The organism is Bacillus sp. FSL K6-2944 (assembly GCF_038005385.1).
In the GTDB taxonomy this organism is placed as follows: domain Bacteria; phylum Bacillota; class Bacilli; order Bacillales; family Bacillaceae_G; genus Bacillus_A; species Bacillus_A cereus.
The window spans coordinates 3,109,885-3,127,214 of record NZ_JBBOTE010000001.1 but is presented as its reverse complement, the minus strand read 5'-3'; the positions used below and the strand labels follow the sequence as shown (position 1 = coordinate 3,127,214).

Sequence of the window (17,330 nt, the reverse complement as noted above, 5' to 3'; positions counted from 1 at the left end):
AAGATGAGTTTTCAACTTCATCCCGATACAACACTTGATGTTGTTCATTTATACGTATCTAATGTAAAGAAATCACTAGAGTTTTATACGGAAGTACTAAGTATGAAGGTGCTAAAAGAAGAAGAAGCAGTCGTTACATTTGGGAATGAAAATGATGAACCACTTCTTATCATTGAAGAAAAGAAAGAAGCTTTTCCGAAACAAAGAGGAAGAACAGGGTTATATCATTACGCAATTTTATTACCAAGTAGGCAGGATTTAGCGAATGTTCTTCGTCATCTTGTAGAGATGGTATATCCACTACATGGCGGAGCCGATCATTACTTTAGTGAAGCTCTTTATTTAGCTGATCCAGATGGAAACGGGATTGAAATTTATCATGATCGACAAAAAGAAGTTTGGCGTGATGAGAATGGAGAACTCCCATTTGTTAGTAACCCGTTAGCTGGTGAAGAATTATTACAGCAAGGAAGTACATGGAATGGATTTCCAGCTGGTACTGTGATGGGGCATATTCATTTCCATGTAGCTGATTTAGAGGAAGCGAAACGTTTCTATGTTGATGGTCTTGGTTTTGAAGTAACGATCCCAGCTCGTAATGGAGCGTTGTTCGTATCAGCAGGTGGTTATCATCACCATATCGGTTTAAATACGTGGCAAGGTGAAGGGGTACCACCGCAAATGCCAGGTTCTGTTGGTTTAAAATATTTCACAATTGTACTAGCGGATGAAAAACAAAAAGAGCAAGTATGTGAAAGCTTAAAAAATATTGGCAAGATTGCTACGTACAAAGATGGAATATTACAAGTCGAGGATCCATTTGGACATTGTATCCATTTCAAAATAAAAGGAGAAGCCTAAAAAGGCTTCTCTTTTTTATTTTCTTATAATTGCGTTTTCGTTTTGTAAAAATAGTTCATCAAATTGTTTTGCAAGCTCAAAATCTAGTTTCGTTAAACCTTTTGCATTCCAAGATGACAAAGTAATAATAACTGCTTTATACTGGATAAGGATAAATGGATGGTGATTATGTTCTTCTGATAGTTTGGCGGCTTCAGAGACAAATTCGACTCCTTTTAAGTAGTCGGAAAACATATATTTTCGTTCAATCCATTTCTCATCTTTTACCATCCATTTATCTACCTTCAATAATTCCTCGTGAACTTCTTCTTCAGTTAATCTTAGCATCATTTTTCACATCCTTTACTGGAAGTAACGCAAGACCATTGTTAATAAGGCGTGTTACAGCTTCGTCAGTTGTGAAAGTAGAAAGTTGATGTAGTAATGCTGCAGATGTTTCATGCCCTTTGTTATGCTCTAAAAGTAACTCTAATACTTCAAGGCGCAGCAACCATTCTTTCGCATAAAATTTATTTAATACTTCTTGAATTGCTACTAATTGATCGATATGCGCTTCGTGTAAAATCCCCTCACTTCGAATATCTCGAACTGTTTGATACATACGTTCAAGTTCATTCAGTACAAGTGGAGCAGGAATTTCTTGAACTTCTTCATCCATTGGGAAAAATGCTGCTGCATCTGCGGCACCTGGGAATACTGAAGTGATTTGTGAGCCAACAGCCATATCAAATGCGCCCCATGAAGCATCAAATAAAACGCGGGCGTTATAAGTAACTGTGCAATCGATAAAGGAAATAAGAGCAATTTTCTTATCGTTTTTTACAATATCTGTTACTGTTCCTTTTACATGAATACCACTTGCAAAAGTAAACTCAGCGATAGTTCCAATTGTAATTCCTAATGATTGTAGTTGTTCGTCTGTACAATTTTCTAATGCAATATTTTCAGTGAGTAATCCAATTGGTGTTCCAAATCCGTCACTGTGTACAGAAGTAGAATGATTCGCTAACTGTTTATTATGAAGTGCTAATGCCGTTGGCGAATTTGTTCGCATGTAAATTAATTCACCTGCATCGTTTTCAATTGTCTCGCTAAATGTACCTGTAATTTGTAATCCGCTATTTAGCTCAGCTGTTGCATAGTTCTCAGAGCGAATTGCTTTTTCTAAACCTTCTTTTCCACCTGTTTTAAAGGCCATTGTTTTAGAAAATGTTTCAAGCGCATCTGTTAATTCTTCAAAGGACTTGCAAACGAATAGTTGTGGTTGCATTTTTGTTACGTCATAAGTTGTCCCTGTACATGCTTCGATAGAAAATGGAACTTTTTCTACAGCGTCTGTTAAGCAATGTTTGCTTTCGCCAACAGAAGAAAGGAGACCAGCACCATATATTTTTGGATCATCTATATTTCCAATCAATCCATATTCTACTGTCCACCAGAAAAGACGTGAAATTTGTTCAGCTTCTGATAAACCAGAAACTAAGTTTTGTTTTTCAATTACAGCATTTTCAGCAGCCTTAACTTCATCAGGAGTAGAAGTAGGGCTTTCTTTTACTATCGTTAATGTACGAACAGCTTCAAATGCATCATGTTCTTCTTTTGTAGAGAAAGCTTTTGCACCAATTTGCCCAAAACGTTTCACATATTTTGCATATGTAGGATCAAGTAAAATCGGTGCGTGTCCTGCGGCTTCGTGTACGATATCTGGCGCTGGTGTGTACTCGATATTTTCTACTTTCCGAATATCTGTTGCGATCGGTAGTAATCCGTGTCCTTGGAAATCGAAGAATGCTACGCCGGGAATAAGTCCGTCAATCGTTACAGCACCCCAGCCACTTGGTGCCAAACACTCATTCATTTCTTCTACTTTTGGAATTGAATCTATATTAATACCAGATGATTGTAGTCCGTTCACATAGGCTGGATGAGCAACGTCTTTTAAGAAGCTATGATTTTGTCTCATAATATAACGCCACACAGCGTGATTCACCGGTGTGTATTGATCATAATGTTGTGTGGATACGAATGGTTTTAAATGTGATGGAATTTCTGTTTTCTTTGTCATTTAGACATCCTCCTTTTTTTCAATAAAATTGAATATCGATTTCGTATAGCTTGTATCACCTCCTTTCATTTTTGTAAGCGCTTATAAAATTTTATCATAAGATTCGGAATTATTTAACATCTGTTTCTGTGAGAAATAGAAAAAGCCCCTATCGGAAAGTCCGATAGGGGCGAAAGAATCGCGGTACCACCCTATTTGTAAGTGAAAATATACTTACATCTCAATTAATGATAACGGAAAAATTCCGTCTTTTCCTTCATGCATAAAAGCACTACGAAAAAGAAGCTCCAGAATTGTAATTCATACTTATATATGTGCTAATTTCCACCGATCATTAGCTCTCTGTAACAGGGATATAAGATACTACTGCGATTCTTTCAACGCGTATATATGAAATTGTGTAAGAGGATGGACGCAAAAAAGTCCCTATCGGAAAATCCGATAGGGACGATAAAAATCGCGGTACCACCCTATTTGTAAACAACTAATTGTTTACCACTCACTTTACGATAACGGAAAGATCCGTCTTTCTCTTCATGCATAAAAAGCATTACGGGAAAGAAGCTCCAGAATTGTAATTCACGCTTGTATATGTACTGATTCGCACCAACCATCAGTTCTCTGAGACAGTGATATAAGTCGCTACTAGTATTCCTTCAAAGCCGATATATAATTCGTTCAACTAAACTATGTTTTGTATTATAAAACTATATTAAAAAAATTGTCAACAAAAATTTTTTATCCCGTGTTAATGAGCAGTAAAATTCCTACCTCAAAATTCGGTTGGAGTAAAGAAGTGAGAGGGGAGATCAACTGCCCGTAACTCCCGATTGGTGAAGGCTAATAATCAGTGGGGATGAACGAAATCTCCACTGATTAAAGTTTCACTTTATTTCACTTCTAAATTAACAGTTAAATTAGAGGTATTGCCAGCTGCATCAGTTGCTACAATGTGAATAGTATTTTTTCCTTCTTGTAATTGAGTACGATCGAAATAAATGTCATAGCTTTTCTCCCAAGGGTTCAGGAATGCCTGGTCCCATACACCATTTCCATTAATTTCATATTGCATTCTCACTGGAATACCAGGTGCTATCCAACCAGATTCTGACATCCAATCTAGTAGAATATCATCAACTTTTCCTTTAATTACGAGATTTTCTTGGTCAACTTCGTATGTTAACTTAGGTGCAGTTCGATCAAGAAATACAGCAGCTGTTTGTTTTGTTTCTCCGCCAGAATTAGAAGCAACTGCTTCGATTTGATATAGCCCGTCAGCTAAAGGAGTGCCATCGGCTTTTGTACCATTCCATTTGAAAGGTTTGTATCCAGGAGTTGCATTTTTAGCTTGATGGATAATCCCTTGATACGTTACACGTTCTTTCATAACTAAATTTGCATGCAATGTGACATCATCCACAGGCGCAACTAAATAGTAGTTGATGAGATTATCATCTAGTACGTGGTCGCCATTTGGGCTAAAAGTAGAATTAATAATTTCAAGTCCATCGATACGTTTATAATCTTTAGGATCGATACTAAATGTGAATGGAATTCGAATTTCTTCTTTTGCCCCTTGTTCTTTTACATATACATTTCCAGTATACACACCTTGTGGTAGTGAGCTATCTACAGTGATAGTAAATGGTTTTTCGGTACTACTATTCGGTTGAATGCTAATAGATGAAGGGACAGAAGCTTTTACTTTTGTGTTTGCATCTAGTAACTCCACACGAGTTGAAAAACTTTTCTTTTTACTAGAAAGGTTTTGTAATGTAACATTTTGCGTCAGTTTTACTTTTCCGCTATTTGGCTTAATAAGACCAAAGCTGACATTGTTAGGTTTTACTAATACATTTGTTTGAGCTGCTTTCGGAATGTTAATTAAACCTGATCCTTGTGCCATAACAGGGTATGTATTTTCATTGACATCATGTAATGTTTTTGCATTGTTAGCAAGAGCCGCTTTCAATTGTTCTGTCGTCCAATCAGGATGCATTTGACGCAAGAGGGCAACCGCTCCAGCTACTTGCGGAGCAGCCATACTTGTTCCGTTATGCGATTCATAGCCGCCTCGCGGTACTGTACTAGTAATTTGTACTCCAGGTGCAACAACATCAGGCTTTATTAGCCAACTTCCTTGTGATGGTCCTCTTGAACTAAAGTTACCGATAAGTTCTGTTTGCTTTGGTTGTCCAATTTTTATATTTTTCTTTCGTTTTGTAATTAAAGTTTTTAATTCTTCCCCATTTGTATTTGATAATTGCATTACTGGGACAGCTAGATGTTCACGTGAAAAATATTCCGGCATCATATTAATTTCTTTTTCGCTAGAGATTAATAACACACCAAGTGCCCCAGCTTGCTTCGCTTGTTCTGCTTTTACTAATGTACTAGAAGTACCTTGTAAAATAAGTGCGAATTTCCCTTTCACATCTTGTTTTGCATAATCACTTGGATTGCCATAACCAACGTATACAAGAGGGGAAGCATTTCCTATTGGAAAATCGGATTTTGATAACGGTAACCCTTGATATGTTTTGCTGGAACCAGCTACTTGGAATGTTGGAAACGGGATAGAAACCGTAGATGCTCCAACAGAAATGACACTACTTGCGTTACCGGGAGCATCAACAGACCAAGGTTTTGGTCCGTCATTTCCATTTGAAACGACAGTAGTAACACCAAGTTTCGCTGCTCGTTCTAACGTTAATGTTACAGGCTGATCAGGTACATTTAAATCCTGCCCAAGGGAGAGGTTTAACACATCCGCACCATCTTGAATCGCTCGCTCAATCCCTTGGATAATATCATCTGTTGTACCAGTTCCACCGCCATTCATTACACGATAGGCTAGAATAGAAGCGTTTGGAGCAACGCCTTTAATTTTTCCGTTACCAGCAATAATTCCAGCTACATGAGTACCATGTACGTTACCATCCATTGGATCGCTATCTTCATCAACCGTGTCATATCCACCGATATAATTTGCCTTTAAGTCAGGGTGTGTATAGTCTACGCCAGAGTCGATAATGGCTACTTTCATGCCTTTTCCATCAAGCGGTTTGCCAGATGGATCTTTTAAATTCCACGCTTCAGGTGCACCAATTGTCGGTCCACCGATATTTGGTGCTTCTTCGTTAGTAGTACTTTTTGATGTTTCATGCAATTTATATGTTAAGTTCGGATAGACTGCTTTTACTTCAGGTAAAGAGGCAAGAGAGGTAATTTGATCTCCAGGAACTGAAATAGAGAATCCGGAAAATAACGTATTATACACTTCTTTAATTTTTGCACCAGGTGCTTTTTCTTTTATTTTCTTAGTTGTATCTTCTTGTGCTTTTTTGAGCTCAGCATGATAAGACTGCGCATTACTATTTTGTAAATCTGGAGCATGCTGAATATTACTTTGAGCAGCGAGAGGTGCATGTTGCAATTCTACAATTACTGATATTTCTTTTGTTGTTTTCGTTTCAACATTTTGAGCAATTTTATGTTCTCCCCACTGTTCAATCGTTGTTTTTAATTGTGGACTAAATTGCTTCTCCTTTTGTAGTGATTCAGCATGAGCGCTTAAAGCTCCAAAACTAGAAAAGACAAGCGCCATGCTTAATAGTGTAGATGTAGTTTTTTTCATTGATACTCCCCCTAATAAAAAGTGCCAATATTCAGAAATGTAATCTTACATTTTAGTTAGAACTTATACATATAAATGTTGGCTAAACTATACTTTCGACATAATTCATACCAATCCTCTATGAATTGGAAATTTCTTGGGGGATTTTTTCTGATTATGTCGAATCGATATTTTTCACATATTGTAGGAAGAAAGTGAGGAATGCTATGAGGGAAATGGAGTGATGGTATGAAAAGGCTAATAGTAAGTGTTAGTGTAGTGTTGTTTATGTTTTTATGTTCTATCGCTATTACTAGCGCAGAAAATAATAGTGTGAAAGTTGCTTTTATTCGTCATCATAACCTTTGGATTAAAGTTGATGGGAAAGAAAAACAACTTACAAAAGGAGAGAACATAACAGGGCCAAAGTGGTCACATGATGGAGAATGGCTGGCATATGTAAAAGGGGAGAAACAAAATATTCTTGAGTTATATCGGCTGAAAGATGGAAAGAAAGTTACGCCGTTTCACTCAGAAGCATCGAATTATCAATGGTCACCAACAGAAAATATAATTGCATTTATATTTACAGGTACATTAAATACATTTGATGTAGAAAAAAAGAATGCAGATTTTGAAAATGTATCGGCTGGTGTAGGGGATTATGCATGGTACCCCGATGGAAAGAACTTTCTTGTATCCTCTGAAGCGCACTTACTTCCAACAGGATGGACAGGGGCTCAGCTATATGAAGTGCAAAAAGATGCACATATGAATCCTCACAAAATGAAGCATTTGTATGCATTGCCAAATGAACACGATGATTTCCTAGCGCTAGTAGCAAGTGGCTTTAAGTGGTCACCAGATCAAAAGTGGATTTCATTTTTAGCAGTACCGACAGCTTCATGGTCAGCTGATAGTAATACGCTTTGCTTAGTTCGTGCAGACGGCAGTCGGTTTGAAAAAGTAGATCAAATGTTATTAAACGCACAATGGTTTCAATGGGCACCATCAAAAAATATATTAGCTTATATTGAAGGGAGCGGAAGAGTTGCATTAGAAAATAAACATTTAAAAGTAAAGGAATTGCCAGCACTTCAGCAGAACATATTTACGCCGAAAGGATATGTTGATTGGGATTTTGTATGGAAGAACGATAGAGTAATTATCGTTTCACGAGCAAAAGAGGCAGGGATAGAAACTCCACCAGAAAAAAGGCCACTACCATCTTTATATGAGGTCGATAGTACAAGTAATGCACAGCATCAAATCACAAAGAAAACGAACAAGCAAGGGGATTACCACCCGATCTTCATGAAGAAGAGTAATCAATTAATTTGGATACGTTCAGACCGTAAGAAAGCGGATGTATGGCTTGCTCATAAGGATGGAAAGCATGAAATGAAGTGGATTGAAAATATAGATGTACCAGAATGGTATTATGAGAGATGGAATTGGGGAAATGTTATCTCGGTAAAAGAAGAATAAAAAACTGCCTAAAAGATTGTTTTAGGCAGTTTTTTACTGTTATTTATGTGTTTTATTTGGCTTTTTTTTCGCTGGGTTTCCGTTCCCTTGGCGCTTTCTATTTTGTTCATCTTTTGCTTGTTTTTCATGTAGTGTATCTAAAAATTCATTCGAGTTACTCATGTTTATATCTCTCCTTTCATTTTGTCATGATTACTATAACCATTTAGGAGGATAATCATGAGTTAGAAGTTAGGCACTTAATTTTCTTCGATAATGTAAGTAAAATATTCCATACATAACAAATAGCATGAGTAAAACTTGTAACTCTACATTTGCCTTTAAAATAGCTGCGATAGGGTCTGGTAAGTACGGTGAGTTATCATTTGTGCTTAAACCTAACCATTTATTTAAGAGGCTAATGGTACAAAACATAAAAACACCGGACCAGCTTGCCGTAATTGCTTTTTGTTTAATTTTTGTTTCACGTTCATCATCTGTAATCCAAGGATTAGCAGTTTTATCCCGCATTAACGGGCAGTAAGACCCCCACCTCAAAATTCAGCGGAGGCAAAGAAGTTAGGTGGGGATCAACTGTCCGTAAAAGCCCGATTGGTTCAACTAATAATCCGTGGGGGGATGAACAAAACCCCCACGGATTAAAGTTTCACTTTATCACTACTAAAAAATCCATTTATGTATCCCCATATAATCATTCCAATTAAGATGGTTATCCATTTTATATTTTTTGATTCACTTCTCCCTTGTAAAAAGTGTTTTACATATCAGTTTTTCATATAGCAGGAATAAAGTATGAGATAGGGAAGAAATATGTAAGAGGATTTCATAATGAGAGGAGGAAGGGGATGAAAATCGTCTTTGTTCGGCACGGGGAAGGAGAACATACAAGGGATTTGCCATCAAGTTTAAAAGTGCTTCATCCGCCATTGACGGATGAAGGAAGGAATCAGGCTAAATTACTTCAATGCAATGTGCCATTACAAGAGGCGGATATATTAATTGCTAGTCCTACACTTAGAACTTTGCAAACGGCGACAATATGGAGTGCGAAAGTTGCTTGTCAAAAAATCGTTCATCCATATGTATCTCCGCGTATTTTTCCTTATCGAGAAGTAGCGAGAACATTACCGTGCGATTATATAGTAGATCAGGGAATGATAACAAAGTTATTTCCGCATTTTTCGATAGAGAAAAGCTCAAATAATCAGTTATGGAAGGAAGGTATAAACACTATTTCAGAGAATAGTTTTCAGCAAATAGTAGATAAATTTCTTCTTTGGTGTTATGAACTGGGTGCTGAAAGAATTTGCATTGTATCTCACGATGGAACAATTACAGCATATAGGCAATATTTACAGAAAGTCGTTTTAACTAGATCAGATTTTTTGAAAGAAACGGGCATATATGAAATGGATTTATCCCATAAAATTCTGATTGATAAGGGCTGATTATAGGATGGGGGTTGTATGTTGAATATTGCATTAGTAGTTGGTTTTAATTCGGATTTAGAGGCGCAATCAATCCGAGCATCTCTTGAATATTTTGGTGCAAGGGTTGTGACATATTGGATTGGTAGACCGAAAGATTTTGTGGAAGTTCTTTCTGGAAAGAACTTATTTAACGATATTAATTATATTATTTTTTGCTTTCATGGTGAAGAAGGGAAGTTTGTCATGGAAGAGTTAGGCGAAGAAGTATATGAACAAGATGAACCGAGAGGGTATTTTGGTACAGAAGAAATTTATAAATATGCAAAATTGCATAATACACATATTGTAAATAGCGGGTGCACGTTAGGGGAGCAAAATCTAGCAAAATCTTTTTTACATAGTGGTGCGAAATCATATATTGGATCGATTGATTATGTAGATGGAAATGCAGCACTTATGTTTACTATACGTTTATTTTATGGGGTTATTAACCATGGGAAAACGTTAGAAGAAGCCTTTCAAGAAGCGAGTTTAATTGATGAGGAGACACATACATTTCGATTCTATAATTAGTGTGAAACACGTTTATTCTATATTCGAATAAACGTGTTTCACATTTAACTCACATTTTTTTTACATTTTTTCAATGAAAATGGTTATCACTTGTGGTATGATATGTTCAAGTTTTTACAGGTAATAAAAGTTACTATATAAACGTTAGTTTTTAATGTTTCATACGCATGTCACAGATTATTCATAATTAACGTTTGAAAAATAAGTAACTAATGTTATTATATTATCTGTAACTAACTTAATTACAACTTTAGGAGGAAGATATGGTTATTCAATTTTTAAGAGAAAACAAAGCAGTTTCTTTTGCATTAGCAGTAATTCGAGTATATCTTGGTTACACATGGTTAATGGCTGGAATCGGTAAACTACAAGGAAAAGGATTCGATGCAACAGGTTATTTGCAAGGGGCAATTGAAAAATCTAAAGGTGCACAACCGGCTGTTCAATCTTGGTGGGCATCATTCTTACAAGAATTTGCAATTCCAAATGTAGATTTGTTTAATACACTTGTAACATGGGGAGAAATTTTAGTCGGAATTGGTTTAATTGTAGGCTGTTTAACAAAAACAGCGGTCTTTTTTGGTCTTGTAATGAACTTTTCCTATATGTTTAGTGGGTCAATTGGTGTGAACCCTGAGATGGTTATCTTATCTATGTTTGTTCTTGTTTCCGGTATGAACGCTGGGAAATTTGGAATGGATGGCTTCGTTATCCCGAAAGTATTAGGATCAAAAACGCCAAAACGCCAAAAGCAAGCTGCTTAATATATGAAAACGGGTATCTCATTTTGAGATACCCGTTTATGTTATTTTTCAACTTTAATCGGATTGTTCTTAAAGAAATCTTTTACATACCCGACAAATTCTTGTGGTTCTTGGCGAAATGGTGCATGATAACCTTTTTCAATAATATGTAAAGTGCTATTTTTTAAGAATTGATGATACGTTTCTCCTTCTTTCCAGGAAACGCTACTATCATTTCTGCCCCATATAATTAAAGTTGGCTGTTTTATTTCATTTGCATTAATTTTAAGACGTCTAGGCCATAATTTCATTTTATTATAATGCTCTTCATCATTACGTTTGAATTTCACTTTGCTTTCATCATAATCTGTAATAGAAGAAACGGCATTTAAATCAGTCGACAATTGTGGTTTTGGTGAGCCTTGTTTATTAACGAATGTATGAGGGCCACCTGTAGCATCAGTTAAAATAAGATAATATGAAGCGACCTCCTAGATTATCAAGTCAGGGATTTTAACCCATAATAATGAATGAAAACATTATGAATGGGGTTATACCCTATGATAATAGGAGGCCACTATGGAAAATATAATCTATATTGGGATGGATGTCCACAAGGAAAGTTTTAGCTTATGTGCACTACACGGAACAACTGGGGAAATTGTAAGAGAAGCACGATGTGCTTCAAATGTATCTCTCGTAAAAAAATTCGTTGAGAAACTGAAAACAAAATATGGTGAAGATATAAAAATTAAAGCTGGATATGAGGCTGGTTGTTTAGGGTATTCACTTCATAATCTTCTTGAACAAAATGGAATTGATTGTGATATTTTAGCTCCCACAACAATGTACAGTTCATCAAAAAATAAAATGGTTAAAAATGATAAATTCGATGCCAAAATGATTGCTCTTAATTTAGCAAATGGCACCTATAAAGAAGTATATGTTCCAGAAGAAGAGGATGTTGCCGTGAAAGAGTATATCCGCATGTTAGGTGATTTTAAAACATCTTTGAAAAAAATAAAACAACAGATAAAAGCATTCCTTTTAAGGCATGGCTATGTGTATGAAGGGAAATCAAGCTGGACAATCGCTTATATGAAATGGTTAAAGAATCTTGATCTACAAGGATTATTCAAAGAAACGTTAGGCGAATACCTATTACAGTATGATGTTCTAGTCGATAAAATTGAGCGGTTCAGTCTGAGATTAGAAGAATTATCTCATCGTGAAAGGTACGAAGAACCAATCGCAAATTTAAGATGCTTAAAAGGTATAGATACAACATCGGCAATGACTGTTCATGTGGAAATTGCAGACTTCACTCGTTTTCCCACGGCTAAAGCATTTATGGCTTATGTAGGATTGACACCAAGCGAAAGCTCAAGTGGAGAAAAAATCAGTCGACGTTCGATTACAAAACAAGGAAATTCGACCGTTAGGTCTACTCTTGTAGAATGTGCAAATGCGTTGGTAAAAGGAACAATCGGATTAAAATCGAAGCGAGTGAAAGCAAGACAAAAAGGGCAACGAAGCGAAGTGATTGCTTATGCGGATCAGGCTGTAGAAAGGTTACAAAGAAAATATTATCGCATGATATATCAAGGGAAACCTAGAAATGTTGCCGTTACAGCTATCGCAAGAGAACTGGGGTGTTTTATATGGGGATTAGAAACAGGTAAAATTCACCGAAAATAAAGAGGGAAGGATATGAAGTTGATTGATTCATTCATAGTTAGAAACCAAAGGTATCAATTGATGGCATAGATGAGCTTCAGAGATAGTGAATTACAGGTCTGGCTATCTATGACTCACCTCTTCTGGCATGGCTGAAATTCTGATAAACAAGCTATTTATTAGAATTTGAAAAGGTGTGATCCACGCAGTGAGATTATAAGAGCCTAACGACGAACCATTAACCTGAGGTAACCAATCCACGAATAACAGAGTGGTTAACTGTCGATAGATCTTATTTCTGAAGCTTTTGTATGCCATCAAGAAAAATATTATGGGTGAAAAACTATTGACAAAGGTCACTTCATAACAGGTGAGTAACTGCTTCAGGATATAAATATGTTAAATTTAGAGAAATTTCTCCCCCCATGGAATGCCCCAGTATTGCGAATGAATCATACCCTAGTTTTTTCATTAATTTATAATACAAATTTGCATGAGTTGGAAAAGAATAATAAAAATCCATTGGCTTAGATGAGCGCCCGAATCCTAAAGCATCTACAGAAATAATTGTATGATCTTTTGCTAAATCGGAGTAAATCTTTTGAAAACCATCTGATGACCCTCCAAAGCCATGAATCATAAGTAAAGGTGGTTTTTCATTACCAATCTTTTTAAAGTAAATGGTTTGACCATCTATTTCTACCATTTTTTCCTCGGTAGCTAGTTTCGCTGTAATTGTATTTTTAACTTGTTTTACTTGTTCTACTGGCTTTTCTGCTGCACTACATCCTACTAATAGTGTAAGAGTAAGACAACCTACCATAAAATAGCTAAATCGCTTCAATTAGGTGTCTCCTTTCTAACATAACGCTGTATCTATCATAGCAAATAGCATATTACGATTTCCAGGAAGTTGGCTACCATTTTTTATCATAAGAGGTGAAAGGAGCGTTTCTTGGAAATTTTCTGTTTGAAGAAATTGACGAAATGTAAATTGTGAGTGTGGAACATCAATTCGTACTATACCATTCCAACATTCACATATCTTTTTTAATAATTGGATAGCATCTTCTTCTTGCTTGGCGATAAGTGGATTGATACATAATATATTGCCCTTTTGTATGCATAATGAAAAAGCTTCTATACAGTTATTTCTTTCAATTTTAAAAGAGTATACGACCCTTGGTAATAGCAAAGAGTAAAGTAGAGAACGATTCATACCAGTTGCAATTTGATCCAGAGAAGTAAGAGATATAAGGTCTTCTTCTTGTACTTGTTGTAAGTGAGAAGGATACGTCTTAATAGTCTGCTTTTCAAAACGATGAATCGTTGTTGCTGTTTGAAATCCACATGATGTGTATAGAGGTTCGCCAGCTTTTGTCGCAATAAGTGCAATGGGTTGTTTTGGATGAATTTGTTCCAAGCAATGATTTAGCAACATGCGCCCTAATCCGCGTCCTTGAAAATTAGGGTGAACGATTAACATACCAATGGAAGCGAAGTTACTTGGAAAGGGAAATACTCCTCCAGTCGCAATGAGTTTGTTTTCATGAATGTAACCTACAAGTGTGCCGATAGAAAGATACATTTCGAATTGTTTTTTCATAAAAATTTCATCGTGTAACCATCCAACAGATTTGCAAAGATTAAGTAATTCAAAAATAAAAGACTCATTTAGCTTTACTATTTTCATAAAGGCTCACCGCATTTCTATTTGTTTTCATAAAAATAGAGTCAAAATGTAAAAAAAGGGATTTACGTTAAATGAAATTCAACTTGTTTATATTTAAATTGTAAAGGGCGGGATGATTGATACAAAAAGACAAAGTTATACAAATTATAACTGATATTTACATAAGTTAACAGAAAATTTACATACAGCTAATTTTCTCTTAATAGTCTTCCATTAAATTTGATAGTGGGAAATGAATAACCTAATTAGGGGGACAAGACAGTGAAAAAGTTTGTGAAAAAAGCATGGCCATTTGCAGTTGTGGCATCATTAGCAGTTACTTCGGTAGCAACATGGAATTTTACTCGTTCTAGTGAGGTTAATGCAGATGAGAACGGAAGCAATGCAAAGATTAAAAATGTTATCGTATTAATTGGGGATGGTATGGGCCCTTCATATATGACGGCTCACCGTTATATGAAAGATAATCCAAAAACCTTTGAAATGGAATCTACAGAATTTGATAAGCATCTTGTAGGAACACAAAAAACATACCCAGAAGATGAACATGAAAATATTACAGACTCTGCATCGGCAGCAACAGCTATGTCAGCAGGGATTAAAACATATAATGCTGCAATTGCAGTTGATAATGATAAAGCGGAAGTGAAAACAGTTCTTGAGCAAGCGAAAGAAAAAGGGAAATCAACGGGACTCGTTGCAACTTCTGAAATTACACATGCAACACCAGCTGCTTTCGGTGCGCATGACATTAGCCGTAAAAATATGGACGCAATTGCAAATGATTATTTTGATGAGAAAATTAAAGGGAAGCATAAAGTAGATGTTATGCTTGGCGGCGGCGTAAAGAACTTTGTTAGAAAAGATCGTAATCTTACAGAAGAGTTCAAGAAATCTGGTTATAGCTATGTAACGGATCGAGATCAATTGTTAAATGATAAAAATGATCAAATTCTTGGTTTATTTGCACCAGGTGGATTAGATAAAATGATTGACCGTAATGAGAAAACACCTTCATTAGAAGAAATGACTAATGCAGCAATTGAGCGTTTGAACAAAAATAAAAATGGTTTCTTCTTAATGGTGGAAGGAAGTCAAATCGACTGGGCTGGACATGATAATGATATTGTTGGTGCAATGAGTGAAATGGAAGACTTCGAAAAAGCTTTCAAAGCAGCGATTGAGTTTGCGAAAAAAGATAAAAATACGTTAGTTGTTGCAACGGCAGATCACGCTACTGGTGGATTATCTTTAGGTGCCAATGGCGAGTATAACTTTAAAGTAGATCCAATTAAAGCTGCAAAGCGTACACCAGACTTTATGGCAAATGAGATTGCAAAAGGTGCAAATGTAGAAGAAACATTGAAAAAGTATATTGATTTACAATTAACTCCAGAAGAAATTCAAGCTGTAAATGATATAGCTCCTTCAAAAGATGTAACAAAGATTGATAATGCAATTGAAGATATTTTCAATAAGCGCTCGGTTACAGGCTGGACAACGGGTGGACATACAGGGGAAGATGTAAACGTATATGCATTTGGTCCAGGTAAATACTTGTTCTCTGGCGTTCAAGAGAATACAAATATAGCGAAACGTGTCTTTGATATTGTTGGCGGTGGCGATCCGAATAAAGGAAGACGCTAATTAAGAGCGAAAGTGAGGCGAAATGCCTCACTTTTCTTTTTAGGAGTTGGGAATATGAAAAAGTTATTTAGGAAATTAAGATTCCTTTTAGTATTTGTAGTATTACTAGTTGGATGTCAACAAGAAGAGAATAATGTAGAACAAAAATCTACTACTAAAAAAACTGAGGAAAAGGTACAAATAACAAAAGAAGAAGAGAGATCTATTCAAGATGTTATTCATACATTTGTGCGAACGACGAATGAAAAAAATCTTGCAGAACATATGGAGTTATTTTCAAAGAAGATGCCTAGTGCTGAAGACTTAAAAACACAAAAAGAAGCCGCATTTCAAAAGGGAAATAAGAAAATTGAATTGGAACATATAGATATGAAAGTTAGTAAAGTAGGGTATGTTATTGTTGAAACGAAAGAAAAGGAAGTAGACGACAGTATCACTCTTCAAAAGAAAGTACAGTATGCCCTTGGAAAAGAAGAGGATAAATGGAAGATTGAAGAGGTTCGAACAATAGAGAAAAAATAACGTGAAACTTTAATAAGTGTAGGAGTCGTACTTCCCAAAATGGTAGAAAAAAGGTTCTCATTGGCGAGAACCTTTTTTTATAGTGGTAGCATAATTTGATTTGAGCATGCCTCAATATCATCAATATCTTGACGGATTGTGGCCATTTTATTATCAAGATCTTCAGCTTTCATTGCTGCATCATGTAGTTCATCTTTTAAATACTCCGGTATTTTCCCTTCATATTTATAATAAAGTTTGTGTTCTAAACTTGCCCAAAAGTCCATTGCTAGTGTACGTAACTGAATTTCTGCAAATACATCTTTTGTACCAGAATTTAGTGATAAAGGGTATTTAATAATCATGTGTAAACTTTTATATCCGTTTCGTTTTGGGTTAGCGATATAATCTTTTACTTCTATGACTTCCATATCTTCGCGTTTTTGAATGACTTCTTTCAAATGATAGATATCTTCTACGAAGCAACATGTAATACGAATACCAATAATATCTTGTAAATGTGTTTGAGCGTTTTCAACTGTTGGTAATAAGCTTTTGCGCTCTAGTTTTTTAATAATACTTTCAGGTTGTTTTAGTCTTGTTTTTATATGTTCAAACGGGTTGTAATCCTCTAGAAATTGAGCTTCCCGGTTCATAATTTCAAATTTAGTTTTTAACTCTTCTAAAGCAAATGTATATGGTAATACAAAAGCTTTCCAGTAGTTAACTGTTGATTGATTATATTCCATTTATATACACACCTTTTCCTATTTGCAAGTGAGGTCGTTATTATACTAAATACCAAATCATATAAGCGCAAGCAGCAAATGATGAGATCATAAAGCGATATTTAGTTTTCATACTTTCAACTCCTTTCGAGTAAGATTTTATATAAATAAACGTGATTGTTAATAAGTTCACTATGTACAGTTTCTATAGTAATAGATTCGTGTGAATTTCGTATGAACTAATTGTTTCAGCTTTTTGTCTTTTTTGCTGTTAATCATAATTATTATTCGGATTTAAAGTGTTTTTA

Annotated in this window: 15 protein-coding genes, 2 pseudogenes and 2 other annotated features; of the genes and pseudogenes, 8 read left to right on the top strand and 9 right to left on the bottom strand. The window is 35.6% G+C overall.

Annotated features, from left to right (window positions below; genetic code table 11):
* The first annotated feature begins 3 nt into the window (after positions 1-3).
* Positions 4-861 carry a VOC family protein gene (locus MHH55_RS15900; protein WP_000009840.1) on the top strand — a complete coding sequence of 286 codons (858 nt, stop codon included), beginning with the start codon at positions 4-6 and terminating at the stop codon, positions 859-861.
* Between the two features lie 15 nt (positions 862-876).
* Here MHH55_RS15900 and MHH55_RS15895 read toward each other — a convergent pair whose 3' ends face one another.
* The 3 genes from MHH55_RS15895 to MHH55_RS15885 all read right to left on the bottom strand — a co-directional run bounded on the left by MHH55_RS15895 (position 877) and on the right by MHH55_RS15885 (position 6,563).
* A complete protein-coding gene (locus MHH55_RS15895; protein WP_000979538.1) occupies positions 877-1,191 on the bottom strand; it encodes a 4a-hydroxytetrahydrobiopterin dehydratase in 315 nt (104 codons plus the stop codon).
* Positions 1,172-2,926: an aromatic amino acid hydroxylase gene (locus MHH55_RS15890; protein ID WP_000163213.1), complete on the bottom strand. Its 1,755-nt coding sequence runs from the start codon at positions 2,924-2,926 to the stop codon at positions 1,172-1,174. Before MHH55_RS15890 ends, MHH55_RS15895 begins: the two co-directional genes overlap by 20 nt.
* Before the next feature lie 162 nt (positions 2,927-3,088).
* Positions 3,089-3,316 (bottom strand) — a binding site (T-box leader).
* 50 nt (positions 3,317-3,366) lie between these two features.
* Positions 3,367-3,595: a binding site (T-box leader), on the bottom strand.
* Between the two features lie 220 nt (positions 3,596-3,815).
* On the bottom strand, positions 3,816-6,563 hold the full coding sequence (locus tag MHH55_RS15885) for a S8 family peptidase (protein ID WP_078186958.1): 2,748 nt from the start codon (positions 6,561-6,563) through the stop codon (positions 3,816-3,818).
* 228 nt (positions 6,564-6,791) lie between these two features.
* Here MHH55_RS15885 and MHH55_RS15880 point away from each other — a divergent pair, with 228 nt between their 5' ends.
* Entirely contained in the window at positions 6,792-8,030 is a 1,239-nt protein-coding gene (locus MHH55_RS15880; protein ID WP_078186959.1) for a TolB family protein, read from the top strand.
* Between the two features lie 39 nt (positions 8,031-8,069).
* Here the strand turns inward: MHH55_RS15880 and MHH55_RS15875 are convergent, their stop codons facing one another.
* A complete protein-coding gene (locus tag MHH55_RS15875; protein ID WP_000071866.1) occupies positions 8,070-8,192 on the bottom strand; it encodes a DUF4023 domain-containing protein in 123 nt (40 codons plus the stop codon).
* A 69-nt stretch (positions 8,193-8,261) separates the two neighbouring features.
* Entirely contained in the window at positions 8,262-8,540 is a 279-nt protein-coding gene (locus MHH55_RS15870) for a hypothetical protein (RefSeq protein ID WP_002026353.1), read from the bottom strand.
* Positions 8,541-8,875: 335 nt separating this feature from the next.
* Here MHH55_RS15870 and MHH55_RS15860 point away from each other — a divergent pair, with 335 nt between their 5' ends.
* The 3 genes from MHH55_RS15860 (at position 8,876) to MHH55_RS15850 (ending at position 10,797) form a co-directional block, all read left to right on the top strand.
* Positions 8,876-9,478, top strand: a complete 603-nt coding sequence (locus tag MHH55_RS15860; protein WP_078186960.1) for a histidine phosphatase family protein — start codon at positions 8,876-8,878, stop codon at positions 9,476-9,478.
* A gap of 18 nt (positions 9,479-9,496) precedes the next feature.
* On the top strand, positions 9,497-10,033 hold the full coding sequence (locus MHH55_RS15855) for a hypothetical protein (protein ID WP_000931925.1): 537 nt from the start codon (positions 9,497-9,499) through the stop codon (positions 10,031-10,033).
* Between the two features lie 263 nt (positions 10,034-10,296).
* Entirely contained in the window at positions 10,297-10,797 is a 501-nt protein-coding gene (locus MHH55_RS15850) for a DoxX family protein (protein ID WP_000236592.1), read from the top strand.
* A gap of 41 nt (positions 10,798-10,838) precedes the next feature.
* On the opposite strand, the pseudogene MHH55_RS15845 reads toward MHH55_RS15850, so the two are convergent.
* Positions 10,839-11,252, bottom strand: a pseudogene (locus MHH55_RS15845) (alpha/beta fold hydrolase); the annotation flags it as partial.
* A 103-nt stretch (positions 11,253-11,355) separates the two neighbouring features.
* Here MHH55_RS15845 and MHH55_RS15840 point away from each other — a divergent pair.
* Complete coding sequence (locus MHH55_RS15840) at positions 11,356-12,474, top strand: IS110 family transposase (protein ID WP_340880263.1); 1,119 nt, start codon at positions 11,356-11,358, stop codon at positions 12,472-12,474.
* Between the two features lie 343 nt (positions 12,475-12,817).
* On the opposite strand, the pseudogene MHH55_RS15835 reads toward MHH55_RS15840, so the two are convergent.
* Together MHH55_RS15835 and MHH55_RS15830 are read right to left on the bottom strand one after the other, a co-directional pair.
* Positions 12,818-13,297 (bottom strand): annotated as a pseudogene (locus MHH55_RS15835) (alpha/beta fold hydrolase); the annotation flags it as partial.
* Between the two features lie 15 nt (positions 13,298-13,312).
* Positions 13,313-14,146: a GNAT family N-acetyltransferase gene (locus tag MHH55_RS15830; RefSeq protein WP_000706688.1), complete on the bottom strand. Its 834-nt coding sequence runs from the start codon at positions 14,144-14,146 to the stop codon at positions 13,313-13,315.
* A 261-nt stretch (positions 14,147-14,407) separates the two neighbouring features.
* Here MHH55_RS15830 and MHH55_RS15825 point away from each other — a divergent pair, with 261 nt between their 5' ends.
* Complete coding sequence (locus tag MHH55_RS15825; protein WP_000714912.1) at positions 14,408-15,793, top strand: alkaline phosphatase; 1,386 nt, start codon at positions 14,408-14,410, stop codon at positions 15,791-15,793.
* Positions 15,794-15,847: 54 nt separating this feature from the next.
* Positions 15,848-16,315, top strand: a complete 468-nt coding sequence (locus tag MHH55_RS15820; RefSeq protein WP_000732796.1) for a hypothetical protein — start codon at positions 15,848-15,850, stop codon at positions 16,313-16,315.
* 77 nt (positions 16,316-16,392) lie between these two features.
* On the opposite strand, the gene MHH55_RS15815 is transcribed toward MHH55_RS15820, so the two are convergent.
* Positions 16,393-17,043, bottom strand: coding sequence for a GTP pyrophosphokinase (locus MHH55_RS15815; RefSeq protein ID WP_000456230.1), 651 nt, complete (start codon positions 17,041-17,043; stop codon positions 16,393-16,395).
* Positions 17,044-17,330: the final 287 nt, after the last annotated feature.